General features: G+C 33.1%; 12 protein-coding genes. 10 read left to right on the top strand and 2 right to left on the bottom strand.

The genetic code is table 11. From position 1 onward, the window contains the following. The first annotated feature begins 94 nt into the window (after positions 1–94). From uvrC to HNR33_RS19280, 9 genes are all read left to right on the top strand, one after another. Positions 95–1,951: an excinuclease ABC subunit UvrC gene (uvrC, locus tag HNR33_RS19320; protein WP_429086738.1), complete on the top strand. Its 1,857-nt coding sequence runs from the start codon at positions 95–97 to the stop codon at positions 1,949–1,951. 12 nt (positions 1,952–1,963) lie between these two features. Beyond that, a complete protein-coding gene (gene hprK, locus HNR33_RS19315) occupies positions 1,964–2,887 on the top strand; it encodes an HPr(Ser) kinase/phosphatase (RefSeq protein WP_429086735.1) in 924 nt (307 codons plus the stop codon). Positions 2,888–2,927: 40 nt separating this feature from the next. Further along, a complete protein-coding gene (locus HNR33_RS19310; protein ID WP_429086733.1) occupies positions 2,928–3,677 on the top strand; it encodes a phosphatase in 750 nt (249 codons plus the stop codon). Positions 3,678–3,978: 301 nt separating this feature from the next. After that, positions 3,979–7,512 carry a pyruvate:ferredoxin (flavodoxin) oxidoreductase gene (nifJ, locus tag HNR33_RS19305; RefSeq protein WP_429086730.1) on the top strand — a complete coding sequence of 1,178 codons (3,534 nt, stop codon included), beginning with the start codon at positions 3,979–3,981 and terminating at the stop codon, positions 7,510–7,512. A 103-nt stretch (positions 7,513–7,615) separates the two neighbouring features. Next, a complete protein-coding gene (locus tag HNR33_RS19300; RefSeq protein WP_429086728.1) occupies positions 7,616–8,953 on the top strand; it encodes an ABC transporter substrate-binding protein in 1,338 nt (445 codons plus the stop codon). 139 nt (positions 8,954–9,092) lie between these two features. After that, entirely contained in the window at positions 9,093–10,007 is a 915-nt protein-coding gene (gene murB, locus HNR33_RS19295) for a UDP-N-acetylmuramate dehydrogenase (protein ID WP_429086726.1), read from the top strand. Between the two features lie 26 nt (positions 10,008–10,033). Then, positions 10,034–10,765: a PHP domain-containing protein gene (locus HNR33_RS19290; protein WP_429086723.1), complete on the top strand. Its 732-nt coding sequence runs from the start codon at positions 10,034–10,036 to the stop codon at positions 10,763–10,765. Positions 10,766–10,786: 21 nt separating this feature from the next. After that, positions 10,787–11,644: an RNase adapter RapZ gene (gene rapZ, locus HNR33_RS19285; protein ID WP_429086720.1), complete on the top strand. Its 858-nt coding sequence runs from the start codon at positions 10,787–10,789 to the stop codon at positions 11,642–11,644. A 14-nt stretch (positions 11,645–11,658) separates the two neighbouring features. Then, the gene (locus HNR33_RS19280) at positions 11,659–12,756 is read left to right on the top strand and encodes a gluconeogenesis factor YvcK family protein (RefSeq protein ID WP_429086717.1); all 1,098 of its coding nucleotides are present in this window, start codon (positions 11,659–11,661) and stop codon (positions 12,754–12,756) included. 72 nt (positions 12,757–12,828) lie between these two features. Here the strand turns inward: HNR33_RS19280 and HNR33_RS19275 are convergent, their stop codons facing one another. Beyond that, positions 12,829–13,497, bottom strand: a complete 669-nt coding sequence (locus tag HNR33_RS19275; RefSeq protein WP_429086714.1) for a hydrolase — start codon at positions 13,495–13,497, stop codon at positions 12,829–12,831. Positions 13,498–13,712: 215 nt separating this feature from the next. Here HNR33_RS19275 and HNR33_RS19270 point away from each other — a divergent pair, with 215 nt between their 5' ends. Next, a complete protein-coding gene (locus HNR33_RS19270) occupies positions 13,713–15,092 on the top strand; it encodes a tryptophanase (RefSeq protein ID WP_429086712.1) in 1,380 nt (459 codons plus the stop codon). A 59-nt stretch (positions 15,093–15,151) separates the two neighbouring features. Here HNR33_RS19270 and HNR33_RS19265 read toward each other — a convergent pair whose 3' ends face one another. Continuing rightward, the gene (locus HNR33_RS19265; RefSeq protein WP_429086709.1) at positions 15,152–15,694 is read right to left on the bottom strand and encodes a hypothetical protein; all 543 of its coding nucleotides are present in this window, start codon (positions 15,692–15,694) and stop codon (positions 15,152–15,154) included. Between the last annotated feature and the right edge of the window lie 219 nt (positions 15,695–15,913).

Here is a 15,913-nt window from a genome sequence, read left to right as displayed (position 1 = left end):
TTACCTAGCTTTAATTATATACAAATTTTAAAATCTATTCAATTGTGGTATTATAATTCTATATAATTAATACTTAAAGAAAGGTGAGCTCGTTTTGTTTAACATAGAAGAAGAATTAAAAAAACTACCAGATAAACCTGGTGTATACTTGATGAAGAATAGTGAAGGTCAAATAATATATGTTGGAAAAGCGATTTCACTAAAAAAAAGAGTTAGACAATATTTTCAATCATCAAGAAATAACACACCAAAAGTAAATGCAATGGTAAGTAATATATATGAATTTGAATATATAATTACAGATACTGAAGTTGAGGCATTAATATTAGAGGCTAATCTTATTAAAAAGCATAAACCAAAGTATAATATATTGCTTAGAGATGACAAACAATACCCATATATAAAAGTCACAACAAATGAGAAATTTCCAAGAGTTATAAAGACCAGAAATATCTTAAAGGATAGAGCTAAGTATTTTGGACCTTATACAAGCAATGGTGCCGTGAATGATACATTAGAAATAATACAAAACTTGTATCCTTTAAGAACTTGCAAGTTAAATTTAAAAAATAATGAAAAAAGAGAAAGGCCATGCTTAAACTATTATATAGGAAAATGTTTAGGACCGTGTCATGATGACGTAAACGAGAAAAAATATGATGAAATGATACAAGAAATCATCATGTTTTTAAACGGTAAGGAGGATAAGCTGCTTGAAATTATTGAAGAGAAAATGAAGAACGCTTCTAGAAATCTTGACTTTGAAAATGCAGCTAGATATAGGGATCAGGTTAACTCATTAAATCATGTACTAGAAAAGCAAAAAATAGTATCTACAACTATGACTGATCAAGATATAATAGGAATGGCTAGAGGAATAGACGAAGCATGCATTCAGACATTCTTCGTAAGAGCTGGTAAGGTTATTGGTAGGGAGCATTTTATCCTAACAGATACTGAGCACTTAGAGAGAGGAGAAATCTTAAGCTCATTTATAAAGCAGTTTTATTTAGGCTCATCTTATATTCCCAAGGAAATACTAGTAGAAGATAGCTTTGAAGATATGGATATAATAGCAAAATGGTTAAGTGAAAAGAGGGGTACAAAGGTTCATATAAAAGTTCCTATGCGTGGTGATAAAAATCACCTTATGGATATGGTAAGAAAAAATGCTATGGATACTTTAAATCAATATGGAGATAGATTAAAAAGAAAGCTTGAGGAAAATCAAAAAGCTTTAAGAGAGCTTGAGCGTGCTTTAGGATTAAAGAATATACCTAGAAGAATTGAAGCATTTGACATTTCTAATATTCAAGGTGTGCAATCAGTCGGATCAATGGTAGTGTTTGAAAATGGTCAACCTAAAAACAGTGACTATAGAAGATTTAAGATCAAATCTGTTATAGGACCAAATGATTACGCAAGTATGGAGGAAGTCATATATAGAAGATTTAATAGAGGTATTAAAGAAAAAGAGCTAATTGTGGAAAATAACATTCAAATAGAAAGCTTTTCTATATTTCCTGATTTGATAATGATAGATGGAGGAAAAGGTCAGGTAAATATAGCTAAAAGAATTTTAAATGACTTTGGAATAGATATCCCTATATGTGGATTGGTTAAAGATGATTTTCACAGAACTAGAGGAATAATGTTTAATGGAAATGAAGTATCTTTACCAATGAATAGTGATGGCTTTAAGCTAATTACTAGAATTCAGGATGAAGCCCACAGATTTGCCATAAGCTATCATAGAAGCTTAAGAGACAAAAAAATGATAAAATCTATATTAGATGATATAAATGGGATAGGTGATAAAAGAAAAAAAGCACTTCTTAAAGCATTTGGTTCAGTTGACAATATTAAAAAAGCTTCTATTGAAGAGCTTTCTAAAGTAGATGGAATGAATATAAAAGCAGCAGAAGAAGTATATAGCTTTTTCAGAGAATAGGAGGTAGCAGATATGAAATCAGTACCAATAGACAAACTTGCAGAGGATTTAAAGCTTGAAATAATATATATGCCAGAGAATCCTAATATTCAAATTACAAGAAGTGATGTAAATAGGCCAGGTTTGCAGCTTACAGGATTTTTCAAATATTTTGGATATGAAAGAATGCAACTAATAGGAAATGTCGAGTGGAATTATTTATTTCTTCTAGACGATGAAACGAGACAAAAAAGACTTGATATGGTGTTTGAGTATCCTATACCAGCTTTGATAATATCTAGAAAGCTAGATGTTTTTCCTCAGATTATAGAGGCTGCAAAAAAATATAATAGAACTGTTCTGAGAACAGATATTCCTTCAACAAAGTTTATTAGCAAGCTAATAAGCTATTTAGATGATATGCTAGCACCTCAAATAACTATGCATGGTGTTTTGGTTGAAGTATATGGAATGGGTATACTTCTAGCTGGGAAAAGTGGAGTAGGGAAAAGTGAGACTGCTTTGGAGCTCATAAAGCGTGGACATAGACTGGTAGCTGATGATGCTGTAATAATAAGAAAAGTTGACGAAGGAATGCTAAAGGGAACTTCACCTGAGTTAATAAGACACTTCATGGAGATAAGAGGAATAGGAATATTAGATATAGAAAGGCTATATGGCGTTGGTGCGGTTAAAAGATGGGAAGCTATCGATTTAGTTATAGAATTAGAGCATTGGGATGAAAAGAAAGAGTATGATAGAGTAGGGCTAGATGAACAATATACAGAAATATTAGATTCAAAGGTACCGAAAGTAACAATTCCAGTGAAGCCAGGGAGAAATCTTGCAATGATAGTTGAAGTAGCTGCAAGAAATACAAGGCAAAAACAATTTGGATATAATGCTGCTGAAGCACTCGATAGAAAATTAAAGGTTGACCTTAAAGAGAACAAGTAAAAATTAAGTTTTTAAATACAGACAAAAGGAGTTGGGTATATTGAAATTTGTTTTAGATACACACTGTCATACCATTGCTAGTGGTCATGCATACAGTACAATTATAGAAATTGCAAGAGAAGCTAACAATAAAGGTTTAGAAATAGTTGGTATAACTGATCATGGTCCAAGTATGCCTGGAGCATCAAATGTTTTTCATATATTAAATCAGAGAGTAGTTCCTGACATGATCTATGGAGTTCAGATATTAAGAGGCGTAGAGGCAAATATAATGGACTATGATGGGAATCTTGATATATCAAATGAGATGCTACAAAAGCTAGATATAGTAATTGCGTCATTGCATGAGGTATGTATTGAGTCTGGTGGAGCAGATAAAAATACAAATGCATTATTGAAAGCTATGGAAAATGATGTTGTTGATATTATAGCTCATCCAGGAAATCCTGTTTTTCCTATTCATTACGAAGAGGTCGTAAAGAAAGCTAAAGAAACAGGAACACTAATAGAGATAAACAATAGTTCTTTTGTATCGAGCAGAGTAGGAAGTCTAGAAAATTGTATAGAGATAGCTAGGCTATGTAAGAAACATGGAGTTGAGGTTGTAGTCGGTAGTGACTCTCATGTAGCTTTTGACGTTGGTAGATTCGACAAGGCTATTGAAGTACTCAATTCAGTACAGATGCCAGAAGAACTTATTGTAAACATTTCATCAGATAGATTGATAAACTATCTGAGTTCAAAAGAAAAATCAAGATTTTTAGATAGTAGTATTGCACCATTAGTATAACTGAAAAGCACTTTAAAATAGTTTGTTAAGAAGCCGACCTTCAAGTAATTGATACCATAGAAGTTAAAAATAGACAGTTAATACTGTCTATTTTGTTTAATATACACAAAAATATATGCCAAAATTATCTTTTTATTATAATAAATATACTACATTTTTGTAAAAAATATAGTTGGCTCTACTTGTTGACTTTATAGATATTGTTTACTATACTTATGATAAGGAACATATTGTATACAGTATGTAATCCATTACATATTGTAGAAAATATAATATTTATATTTAATAAGGGGGTCCCAAAATGGCAAAAGTTATGAAGACTATGGATGGAAATACGGCTGCCGGCTACGTTGCATATGCATTTACTGATGTTGCTGGTATATACCCTATAACTCCATCTTCACCAATGGCAGAGCTAGTAGATGAATGGGCGGCTCATGGTAGAAAAAATATATTTGGACAGACTGTACACGTTGCAGAGTTACAATCTGAGGCAGGTGCGGCAGGTACAGTGCATGGCTCATTAACTGCAGGTGCATTAACAACTACATTTACTGCATCTCAAGGTTTATTGTTAATGATCCCAAATATGTATAAAATAGCGGGTGAATTACTACCAGGAGTATTCCATGTAAGTGCTCGTGCTGTAGCAGGCCATGCTTTATCAATATTCGGAGATCATTCGGACGTTATGGCTACTAGACAAACAGGATTTGCATTATTAGCTTCAGGTAGCGTTCAAGAAGTAATGGATTTAGCTGGAGTTGCACATTTAGCTGCAATTAAATCAAGAGTTCCATTTGTACACTTCTTTGATGGATTCAGAACATCACACGAAGTTCAAAAAGTTGAACTAGTTGAATATGAAGATTTAGCTAAATTAGTTGACTATGATGCTGTAAATGAATTCAGAAAAAGAGCATTAAGTCCAGAGCATCCTGTAACAAAAGGTACAGCTCAAAACCCAGATATCTTCTTCCAAGCAAAAGAAGCTGCTAATAAGTTCTATGATGCAGTGCCAGACATAGTAGCAGATTACATGAAAGAAATAAGCAACATCACTGGTAGAGAATACAAGCCATTTAACTACTATGGAGCTGCAGATGCAGAAAATATAATTATAGCAATGGGATCAGCAACTGAAGCTATTGAAGAAACCGTAGATTACTTAATGGCTAAAGGTGAAAAAGTAGGTCTAGTTAAAGTACATTTATATAGACCATTCTCAGCTAAATACTTCTTTGACGTATTACCAAAGACAGTTAAGAAAATAGCAGTTCTAGATAGAACTAAAGAGCCAGGAGCAGTAGGAGACCCACTATATCTTGATGTAAGAGCTTTATTCTACGACATGGAAAATGCTCCAGTAGTAGTAGGTGGAATATATGGATTAGGTTCAAAAGATACTACTCCATCTCAAATTAAAGCAGTATATGACAACTTAAAACAAGAAAAACCAGCTAATGGATTTACTGTTGGTATAGTTGATGATGTTACAAATAGATCATTAGAAGTAAAAGAAATTATTAAAACTGCACCTGAAGGAACTATTAGATGTAAGTTCTGGGGACTTGGATCAGATGGTACAGTAGGAGCAAATAAAAATGCAATTAAGATAATTGGTGATAAAACAAATCTTTATGCTCAAGGATACTTCTCATATGACAGTAAGAAGTCAGGTGGAGTTACAATATCACACTTAAGATTTGGTAAGAAACCAATAAAATCAACATATCTAATAGAAGAAGCAGACTTTGTATCATGTTCAAACCAAGCTTATGTAAATCAATATGATATATTAAGCGGTTTAAAAGACGGTGGTAAATTCTTATTGAACTGCAAATGGTCAGTTGAAGAATTAGAAGAAAAACTTCCTGCAAATGTTAAGAAATATATTGCAGATCATAAAATTGAGCTCTACACAATAAATGCAACAGATATAGCTCAAGAAATTGGTCTTGGAAACAGAACAAACATGATTATGCAATCAGCATTCTTTAAATTAGCAAATGTTATCGACTTAGATGAAGCTATTAGCTACTTGAAAGAAGCTATAGTAAAATCATACGGTAAAAAAGGTGAAAAGATTGTTAACATGAACTACACTGCTGTTGAAAAAGGAATAGATGCATTAGTAAAAGTTGAAGTTCCTGCAAGCTGGAGTAATGCAGAAGCTCAAGAAGAAGCTGCAGCAGCTAAAGATGTTCCTGATTTTGTTAAGAATGTATTGATTCCAATGAATAAGCAAGTGGGAGACTCTCTTCCTGTAAGTACATTTGTTGGTGCTGAAGATGGAACATTCCCACATGGAACAGCTGCATATGAAAAACGTGGTATCGCAGTAAATGTTCCTGAATGGGATATTAATAAGTGTATACAATGTAACCAATGTTCATTTGTATGTCCACACGCAGCAATTAGACCAATACTTGTAAATGAAAATGAAAAGAAAAATGCTCCTCAAAGCTTTGAAACTAAAAAAGCAATTGGTAAAGGACTAGAAGGACTTGAGTATCGTATTCAAGTAAGTACTTTAGACTGTACAGGTTGTGGCAACTGTGCTGACATTTGTCCAGCTAAAGAAAAAGCGCTAGAAATGAAACCATTAGAAACTCAAACAGAAGTACAAGTACCAAATTGGGAATATGCAATGACTGTAACAGTTAAAGATGACAAAATGTCACTTAACACTGTAAAAGGAAGCCAGTTTGCTCAACCATTGTTAGAATTCTCTGGTGCATGTGCTGGTTGTGGTGAAACACCATATGCAAAAGTTGTAACTCAATTATTTGGAGATAGAATGTTAATAGCTAATGCTACTGGATGTTCTTCAATTTGGGCAGGTTCAGCTCCATCTACTCCATACTGTAAAAATGCAGAAGGAAAAGGACCAGCTTGGGCTAACTCATTATTTGAAGATAATGCTGAATATGGTTATGGTATGGCAATAGCTGTTAAGAAAATGAGAAATACATTAGAAGAGCTAGCAAAAGAATTAGTTCAATTAAATGTATGTGATAGCATAAAAGAAGCTTTCAACGAATGGATTGAAGGAAAAGAAGATGCTGATGCTTCTAAGAAAGCAACTGCTAAGATTCTTGCATTATTAGAAAACAATAATGTAGAAGACGAAAGAGCTAAGAAGATTTTAGCAGAAGTAGCTGAAAAGAAAGACTATCTAATTAAGAAATCTATGTGGATAGTTGGTGGAGACGGTTGGGCTTATGATATAGGCTACGGCGGACTTGACCACGTATTAGCTACAGGAGAAAATGTAAATGTTCTTGTATTCGATACAGAAGTTTACTCAAATACTGGTGGACAGTCTTCAAAAGCTACTCCAACTGCTGCTGTTGCGAAGTTTGCTGCATCAGGTAAGAAAGTTAAGAAGAAAGACTTAGGAATGATAGCTGCATCTTATGGATATGTATACGTAGCTCAAGTAGCTATGGGTGCAGATAAGAACCAATTTATGAAAGCTCTTATTGAGGCAGAAAGCTATGACGGACCTTCTCTAATTATTGCTTACGCTCCATGTATAAACCATGGTATTAAAGAAGGAATGGGACGTACACAAAATCAAGAGAAGAGAGCTGTTGAATCTGGATACTGGCATTTATACAGATACAACCCAGTATTAAAAGAAGAAGGAAAGAATCCTTTCGTACTTGATTCTAAAGAACCTTCAGCTTCATTCAAAGATTTCATTAATAGTGAGGTAAGATATACTTCTCTAATTAAGACATTCCCAGAAATAGCTGACGAGCTATTTGATAAGGCTGAAAAAGAAGCTAAAGAAAGATACGAAAACTATAGACGTCTTGCACAAGCTTAAGAATATACTTTAAAAAACAAGTAGTGATTAATCACTACTTGTTTTTTATTATATTGTATAAAGGACATCTCTTTAGAATATTTATATTAAAGGGGGGGACATTATGAAAAAAGCAATGAGAGTTATTATGTCTATAATTTTAACAATTTTTATAATATCATGGCCTTTCTATGTTTTCGTTTTTAAACCTATTCAGGATAATCACATAGAAAAGAAAGAAGAAGTGCAGTGGAGAGGCGTAATAAAGTTGTGGGATTTTCCAAGATTAGATGTCAAAACAGGCAGTAGATATGGATGGATTCAGGATAAGATAGAGCAGTTTGAACGTAAAAATCCTGGTGTGTATATTGAACTTACACCCATTGATTGGAAGAAGGGTCCTATAAAGCTTGAAGTTGCATTGGAAACTGGCAATGTGCCTGATATAGCGCCAATAGGTACTGATTTTATTTATATGAACGACTCGATATTAGAGCCACTTGAGGCTTTTTTTACTGAAGAAGAGAAGAAAGAATTCAAATATCAAGCATTGAATGCAGTTAACTATGATGAACATATGTGGGGAGTACCATTTATGATGACTACATATGTAATGTATCTAAATGTAGATATGTTTAGGCAAAATGGAGTTGAGCTTCCGTTGGATGGTAACTGGACTTATGAAGAATTCGTTGAAAAGATGCAGAAGCTTACTATAGATACTGATAATGACGATAAAATAGATCAGTATGGTTTTACATCTTTTATTAAGCCTAATTACTATAACCTCTGGGGAATTATATTAAGTGATGGAGCTGAAATAATAGATGAACAGAAAATGAAATACATATTTTCAGGAGATAAAGCAATAAGTGGAGTAAACAAAGTAGTTGATTTAAAGCATAAGTACGAAGTAACTCCTGATGACTTTGGAATCAGTGATGAAAATCAGTCGTGGGATATGTTTTATAATAAAAAGAATGTAGCTGCGTATGCTACTGGCTCTTGGGCAACTAGAGTACTAGAAGAACGATTTTTAAGTGGAGAAGGCTTTGAATATGCTATAGCTAATTATCCAATTGGCGACAGAAGGCTTCCTGTATCACTTAATAACAGCGTGAGTGCATTTGGAGTTTTTAAACAGCAAGATGAAAAAAAACTAGAGATGTGTGTAAAATTTCTTAAGTTTTTAACTGAAGAAAAGTATCAAAAAGACTTAGAAAGATTAGGAGTATATCCTGCTAAGAGTAATATTGAGGATATGTATATAAACGACCCTAAAATGAAAAGAATAGAGGATTGTCTATCTTACACAAAAATGACTCCTAAGCATACGAAATGGAAGGATATTGATAGAATACTTCAAAATCAGATTATGCTAGCAATAATCGGGGAAAAAACAACTAAGGAAGCAATAGATGAGGCTAAAAGTCAAATCAATCAAATAATTAATTCTAAATAAGTTATGGATAACTAAGAATAAGATAAAAAAGTCTATATGCTGACTTTATGTTGTTTATTGTGTTCAAAAAAGATATACTAAATTATGAATAAGAGTGAAATATTAAATGATATAGATTTCAATATAGGAGCTGGTATTTTTGAATAAAGGCATAATTTCGAATTTGTTTGATAAGATTATAAAACAAGGAAAAATATTGTTAGATGAGCCTATGAGTAAGCATACTTCGTTTAAAATAGGGGGACCTGCTGATATATTAGTGATGCCTGGAACAATAGAGGAAATTTCTTCATCAATAAAGCTTTGTAAAGAAAATGATGTAGAATACTATATAATTGGAAATGGCAGTAATTTATTAGTGAGTGATAAAGGCATTAGAGGGGTTGTAATTAAGATATCAGAGTATCTAGATGAGGTTGTTGTTGAAGACGCGAAAATAACTGCAGAAGCAGGAGTTCTATTATCAGTAGTGTCAAAGGCAGCACTTAAGCATTCACTTAGTGGATTAGAATTTGCAAGTGGAATACCCGGTTCTCTAGGTGGCGCAATAGCTATGAATGCTGGAGCATATGGCTCAGAAATGAAGGATGTCGTATCCAGTGTAAAATGTATAGATGAAAATGGAAATGTTGTAGAGCTTAGCAATAGCCAAATGAACTTTGGGTATAGACAGAGTAGAGTGCAGCATCAAAATATGATTGTTGTAGAAGTTGAGATGGTTCTTCAAAAAGGAGATTATGAAAAGATAAAGGATTACATGGGTGAACTGACAGAGAAAAGAACAACCAAACAACCATTACATCTACCTAGCGCTGGAAGTACATTCAGAAGACCTGAGGGTTATTTTGCTGGGAAGCTCATAGAGGATTCAGGATTAAAAGGATTAAGGCTTGGCGATGCTCAGGTATCTGATAAGCATTGTGGATTTATAGTTAACCTAGGAAATGCTACTTTTAGTGATGTTACTAACCTCATAAAGGTAGTTCAGAAGACTGTAAGAGATAATTATGGCGTAAATCTTGATACTGAAGTTAAAATTATTGGGGAACAATAGTATCAAAATGGGATAGAGGTGCACTAATGAAAATATTTGCTGATTATCATACTCACACAATATATAGTCACGGAAAAGGAACAATAAGAGAAAATGTAGAGAGCGCAATAAAAAAAGGGTTAAAAGAAATAGCTATTTGTGATCATGGACCTAGTCATGTAGGATTTGGAGTGAAAAGAAAAAATTTCAAAAAAATACGTGAAGAAATTGATAAGCTCAATCAAGAATATAAACAGATAAAGATTTTAATGGGTGTTGAGTCTAATATTATAGGATATGACGGTGAGATAGATGTAAATGACGAGATAATTGAGCTTATAGATATTTTGTTGGTAGGTTTCCATTTTGGTGCTATGCCAAAATCTATTTCAGATGCGTATAATATGTTTATTCTTAACTATCTAGGCAGATTTTCAAAAGAAATAGCTAAAAAAGCTAGAAAAATGAATACAAAAGCTGTTATCAATGCTATAAATAGATATGATATTGACTTAATTACGCATCCTGGAGCAAAAGTGGACATAGATACAAGAGAGCTTGCAAAGGCAGCATCACAAAGAGGTACAGCTCTTGAAATTAATGCAAGTCATGGCTTTTTGACATTAGAGTATTTAAGAATAGCCATGGAAGAAAATGTTAAGTTTTTAATAAGCAGTGATGCTCATAGGCCAGAAGATGTAGGCAACGTTGATAGTGCAATACAAAGAGCATTAAAAGCTGGGCTAAAAACAGATCGTATAAAAAACGCTATAGAATAACCAATGGAAAGGAGCAATATAATGAAATTTATAATCATTACAGGATTATCTGGTGCAGGTAAAAGTCAAGCAGTAAGAATATTAGAAGATAGTGGGTACTACTGTATGGACAACCTGCCTCCTGCTTTGCTTCCAGATTTTGCAGACCTATGCTCGCAATCTAAAAGAAGAATAAATAAAGTGGCAATTGTTGTTGATATACGTGGAGGTAGATTTTTTAACGACTTGTTTAAAAGTCTTGATGTACTAGAAAAATCAGGTTTTGAATATAAAATTCTTTTTTTAGATGCATCAGATGATGTTCTGATAAAAAGGTTTAAGGAACTAAGAAGACCTCATCCATTGAGTCCTAGTGGAAGAATTATTGATGGCATAGAAAAAGAACGTGAGAAGCTTGACGAAGTAAGACAAAAGTCAAACTATATAATAGACACTTCAAACTTAACTACTGCTATGCTTAAAGAAGAAATAAAGCATATTTTTTTAGAAGGAAAGGAATCAAAGAATCTAACAATATCAATTATATCTTTTGGTTTTAAAAGAGGGGTACCACTAGATGCAGACTTGATGTTTGATGTAAGGTTTTTACCTAATCCTTTCTATATACAAGAGCTTAAAGAGTTCACAGGAAATGATAAACATGTCAGAGACTATGTTATGAAATGGGAGCAAACTAAAGAATTTACTGCTAAGCTTATTGATATGATAGATTTTCTTATTCCTTTCTATATAAAAGAAGGAAGAACTCAATTAGTTATAGCCATAGGATGTACAGGTGGACAGCATCGTTCTGTAACTTTAGCAAATTTTCTCTATGAAGATTTAAAGAATAAAGGGCATAGAGTCACAATAGGTCATAGAGATTGCAGAAAATCCTAAAAAGGGGTTAAGATATGGGATTATTTAGTTGGTTTAAACCGGGACTAGGGATAAAAAAAATAATTGCTAAAAACAAGGTGTTTTATAAAGAAAAGGTGTTGGTAAAAGGTCCAAAAGTAGTTGTAATTGGTGGTGGAACTGGACTTTCCGTATTACTTAGAGGGTTAAAGGAATATACATCAAATATAACTGCAATTGTAACTGTAGCAGACGATGGGGGAGGATCTGGAATACTTAGAGAGGACTTAGGAATGCTTCCACCTGGGGATATACGAAGCTGCTTATTAGCTTTGGCGAATACAGAACCTTCTATGGAAAAACTATTACAATACAGATTTAAAGAAGGTAAACTAAAAGGTCAAAATTTTGGAAATCTGTTTATAGCTGCAATGAACGAAATACATGGAAATTTTGAGGTAGCAATAAAAGAGATGAGCAATGTACTTGCAGTTACTGGCAAGGTACTTCCTATGACATTAGAAGATGTGAAGCTGTTTGCACGATTGAAAAATGGTACTGTAATTGAAGGAGAATCAAATATCCCAGAAAAAAATAAAGAATTCGATAGTCAAATAGAAGATGTGTTTATTAAACCAAAAAAGGTTTATCCATTGCGAGAATCTATAGTGGCAATAAATGAAGCAGATTGTATAGTACTAGGACCTGGAAGCTTATATACAAGTGTTATACCAAATCTTCTTGTAAGGGATATGGTTAAGCATATACAAAATTCTAAGGCAATAAGAGTTTATATACCCAATGTTATGACGCAGCCTGGTGAAACAGATAACTATGGAGTATTAGACCATGTTGAAGCAATTATTAAGCATACTAAAAAGGAAATAATAGATTATGTTATAACTAATATCGAAGATATACCAGATAGTACTCTTAAGAAATACTATGAAGATGGTGCCAAGCCAGTTATTATAACTGAGCAAGAAGAAAAAATATTGAATGAGATGAATATAGAGGTAATAAAGGATAATCTTATAGATGTGAAGAAAAACTATATTAGACATGATGCAAAAAAACTCAGCCAAATTATAGTCGATTTGGTTACAAAAAAGAAGCTTAAAAGAGATAAGAATTGGTTCATTAAGGAAAAATAATAGTAAAAAGTCATATAAACATACCCTATAGAGTGGATGATGAAAAAGATATACTATATAGGGTATGTTTTTCTATAAATCAGCTCTGTATTTATTCATAATACTACTGAATAGTTCAGCACTAGTAGGTGGTGTATAAGTAATTGCATTTGCTCCTGCTTCAATAGTTTTCATGATTGTTTCATCATTAGGTCCACCAGTAGCGATAATAGGTACATCTGGGTATTTGTCTCTGATTGCTGCTACTATTTCATGAGTCTTACTCGCGCAACAGACATTTAGTATATGAGCACCAGAATCTATTCTTGCCTTGATATCTGTTTTTGATGACACAACTGTTACTGCTACTGGGATATCAATAGTTTCAACTAACTCATGTATAACTTCATTTGAAGTAGGAGCATTAACTACTACTCCTAAAGCACCTTGGAACTCTGCATGGAGTGCAAGGTTTACAGTTCTTTTTCCTGTTGTAATTCCACCTCCTACTCCACATAATACAGGAATATCAGCTGCGGTCATTAAAGCTTGTGTAATGACAGGCTGAGGAGTAAAAGGGTAAACGGCTATAACAGCATCTGCGTTTATGTTTTTTATTATTGCAACATCAGTAGAGAAGACAAGAGAACGTATGAGCTTTCCATTGACTCTTATTCCTGATGCTTTTTCTATCACGCTAGGAACATAGAGCATGCTTCTTCTAAGATAACTAGATATGGTAGGAGTTATTTTATCGTTCATATTAACCTCCAAAAAGTTATTTTGAATATTATATCACGTATGGTTATTTATGCCAACAAAATATAAATTAGGAACATATTTATTAATGTTTCCTAAAAATTAATGAATATTAGAGGATATTTAAATATAATATAGAATATTTAATTAGCAACAAAATTTGAAGACTTCAAATAATTTTAGTAATTTAACTTGATAAAGTATAAGGGGGAATTAGTATGTATGAAAAAATGGCTGAACCGTACAAAATAAAGATGGTTGAGAAAATCAAACTAATACCTAAAGAAGAAAGAGAACAAAAGATTAAGGAAGTAGGGTATAACCAGTTTGCTCTTAAGGGAGAAGATGTATTTATTGATTTACTTACTGATAGTGGAACAGGAGCAATGAGTGATTATCAGTGGGCTGGTCTAATGCTCGGTGATGAATCCTATGCAGGAAGTAGAAACTTTTATAATCTGCAAGAGGCTGTAGAAGATGTAATAGGATATAAATATTTTGTACCTACTCATCAAGGTAGAGGTGCGGAAAACGTTTTATTCCCAACTATTATTAAGCAAGGACAATATGTACTTGGGAATATGCACTTTGACACTACTAAGGCACATATTGAGTTAAAAGGTGGAAGAGCTATAAATCTTGTAATAGATGATGCATATGATACACAAAAAGAGCACCCATTTAAAGGAAATTTTGATTTAGACAAGTTGGAGTCTTTTATTCAAGAAAAAGGAGTAGAGAACTGTGCATTTATATTGATAACAGTCACATGTAATAGTGCTGGTGGACAACCCGTATCTATGGAAAACATCAAAGCTGTTAAAAAAATAGCTGATAAATACGGTTTAAGAGTATTCTTTGATGCTGCAAGATTCGCTGAAAATGCACACTTTGTAAAGCAAAGAGAAGATGGATATGAAAATAAGACTATAAAAGAAATAGTTAGAGAAATGTTCTCATATGGTGAAGGTTTGACTATGAGTGCTAAAAAAGATGGTATCGTAAACATGGGTGGAATGGTAGCTATTAAAGATGATGAAAAGATATATGAAGGTGTACGCCAAATGGTTATACCTATGGAAGGTTTTCCTACCTATGGTGGCTTATCAGGAAGAGATATGGAAGCACTCGCAAGAGGTCTAAGAGAAGTAGTTGAAGAGGCGTATTTGCAAGCGAGAATAGGTCAAATAGAATATCTAGGAAAAAAACTTGATGAAGCAGGCATACCAATACAGAAGCCTGTTGGAGGTCACGCAGTATTTGTAGACGCTAAGAAAATGCTTCCTCATATACCATATTATCAATTCCCAGCACAGTCACTATGTGTTGAGTTATATAAAGAAGCTGGAGTAAGAGGTGTTGAAGTTGGTTCGTTCTTATTAGGAAGAGACCCTGACACAGGTGAGCAGTTAGAATCACCACTTGAACTGTTAAGACTTACAATACCTAGAAGAGTATATACAAACAACCATATGGATGTAGTTGCTGAAGCACTTATTAACATTGCTAAGAGAAAAGATGAACTTAAAGGCTATGAATTCACATATGAACCAAAGGTCTTAAGACACTTTATTGCAAAACTAAAACCAGTTGAATAATTTTTAAAATACAATATAAAAGAGTGCATCTCATTTCGAGTTGCACTCTTTTGCTTTCACTAGTGTCTTTTATACTTTTCATCAATCATTTTAGATATTAATGCTCCAGCACTTTTCTTGGTCAAATTAGTGAAATCAATATCCATGTTTAGATTATCAGATAATTTTTTAAGCGTTTCTATTTGTCTTTTTGTTGGAGGCTCATCAAATGGATTATTAAAGCTTCCCTCGTCAGGAGCTTCAAATATATCTCCTTCATTCACAGAGTCAAGATTTAACTCTTCTATGGCAGTCATTCCTACATTTGTTAAATCTCTTAATGCCCTTGCTTTCGCTCTTGTTGAAGCCATTCTAATGATATGAGGCTGAATTTTAGAGTTAACTGATTGTGGACTAGCATCACCATAATCAACGAATACGCCATTTTCAGAGGTGGCAATGGCTTTACAAATTGCTGTCATTTTATTTTCTGGTGTAGGCACCTGTACTAACTCCACATGCATAGATTTGAGATTCTTTTGATGAGCTAAGTCAAGTAAACCTTCATAAGTAACAAATGATTTGCCTTGTAAATTTATTATGAAATTTTCATTTATAGGCATGCTAATCACCTTCTTTATATTATTTTACTACATGATTTAATATTTAAACATGATAATAAAGTATATATAAGAAGATAATAGAAAACAAAGCAAAAAGTGCAGATAGCTTGATGATCTACTGCACTTTTTTATTCATATTCAAATATGTTGTTTATCTTAAACTTAGTTATCTGTAAAATAAAAAATTACTGCATTGTTTTATTTTTTTCAATATATATA

This window comes from Brassicibacter mesophilus (genome assembly GCF_050433385.1).
In the GTDB taxonomy this organism is placed as follows: domain Bacteria; phylum Bacillota; class Clostridia; order Tissierellales; family Proteiniboraceae; genus Brassicibacter; species Brassicibacter mesophilus.
The sequence above is the reverse complement of the archived record's forward strand: the minus strand, read 5'-3'. Positions and strand labels throughout refer to the sequence as shown.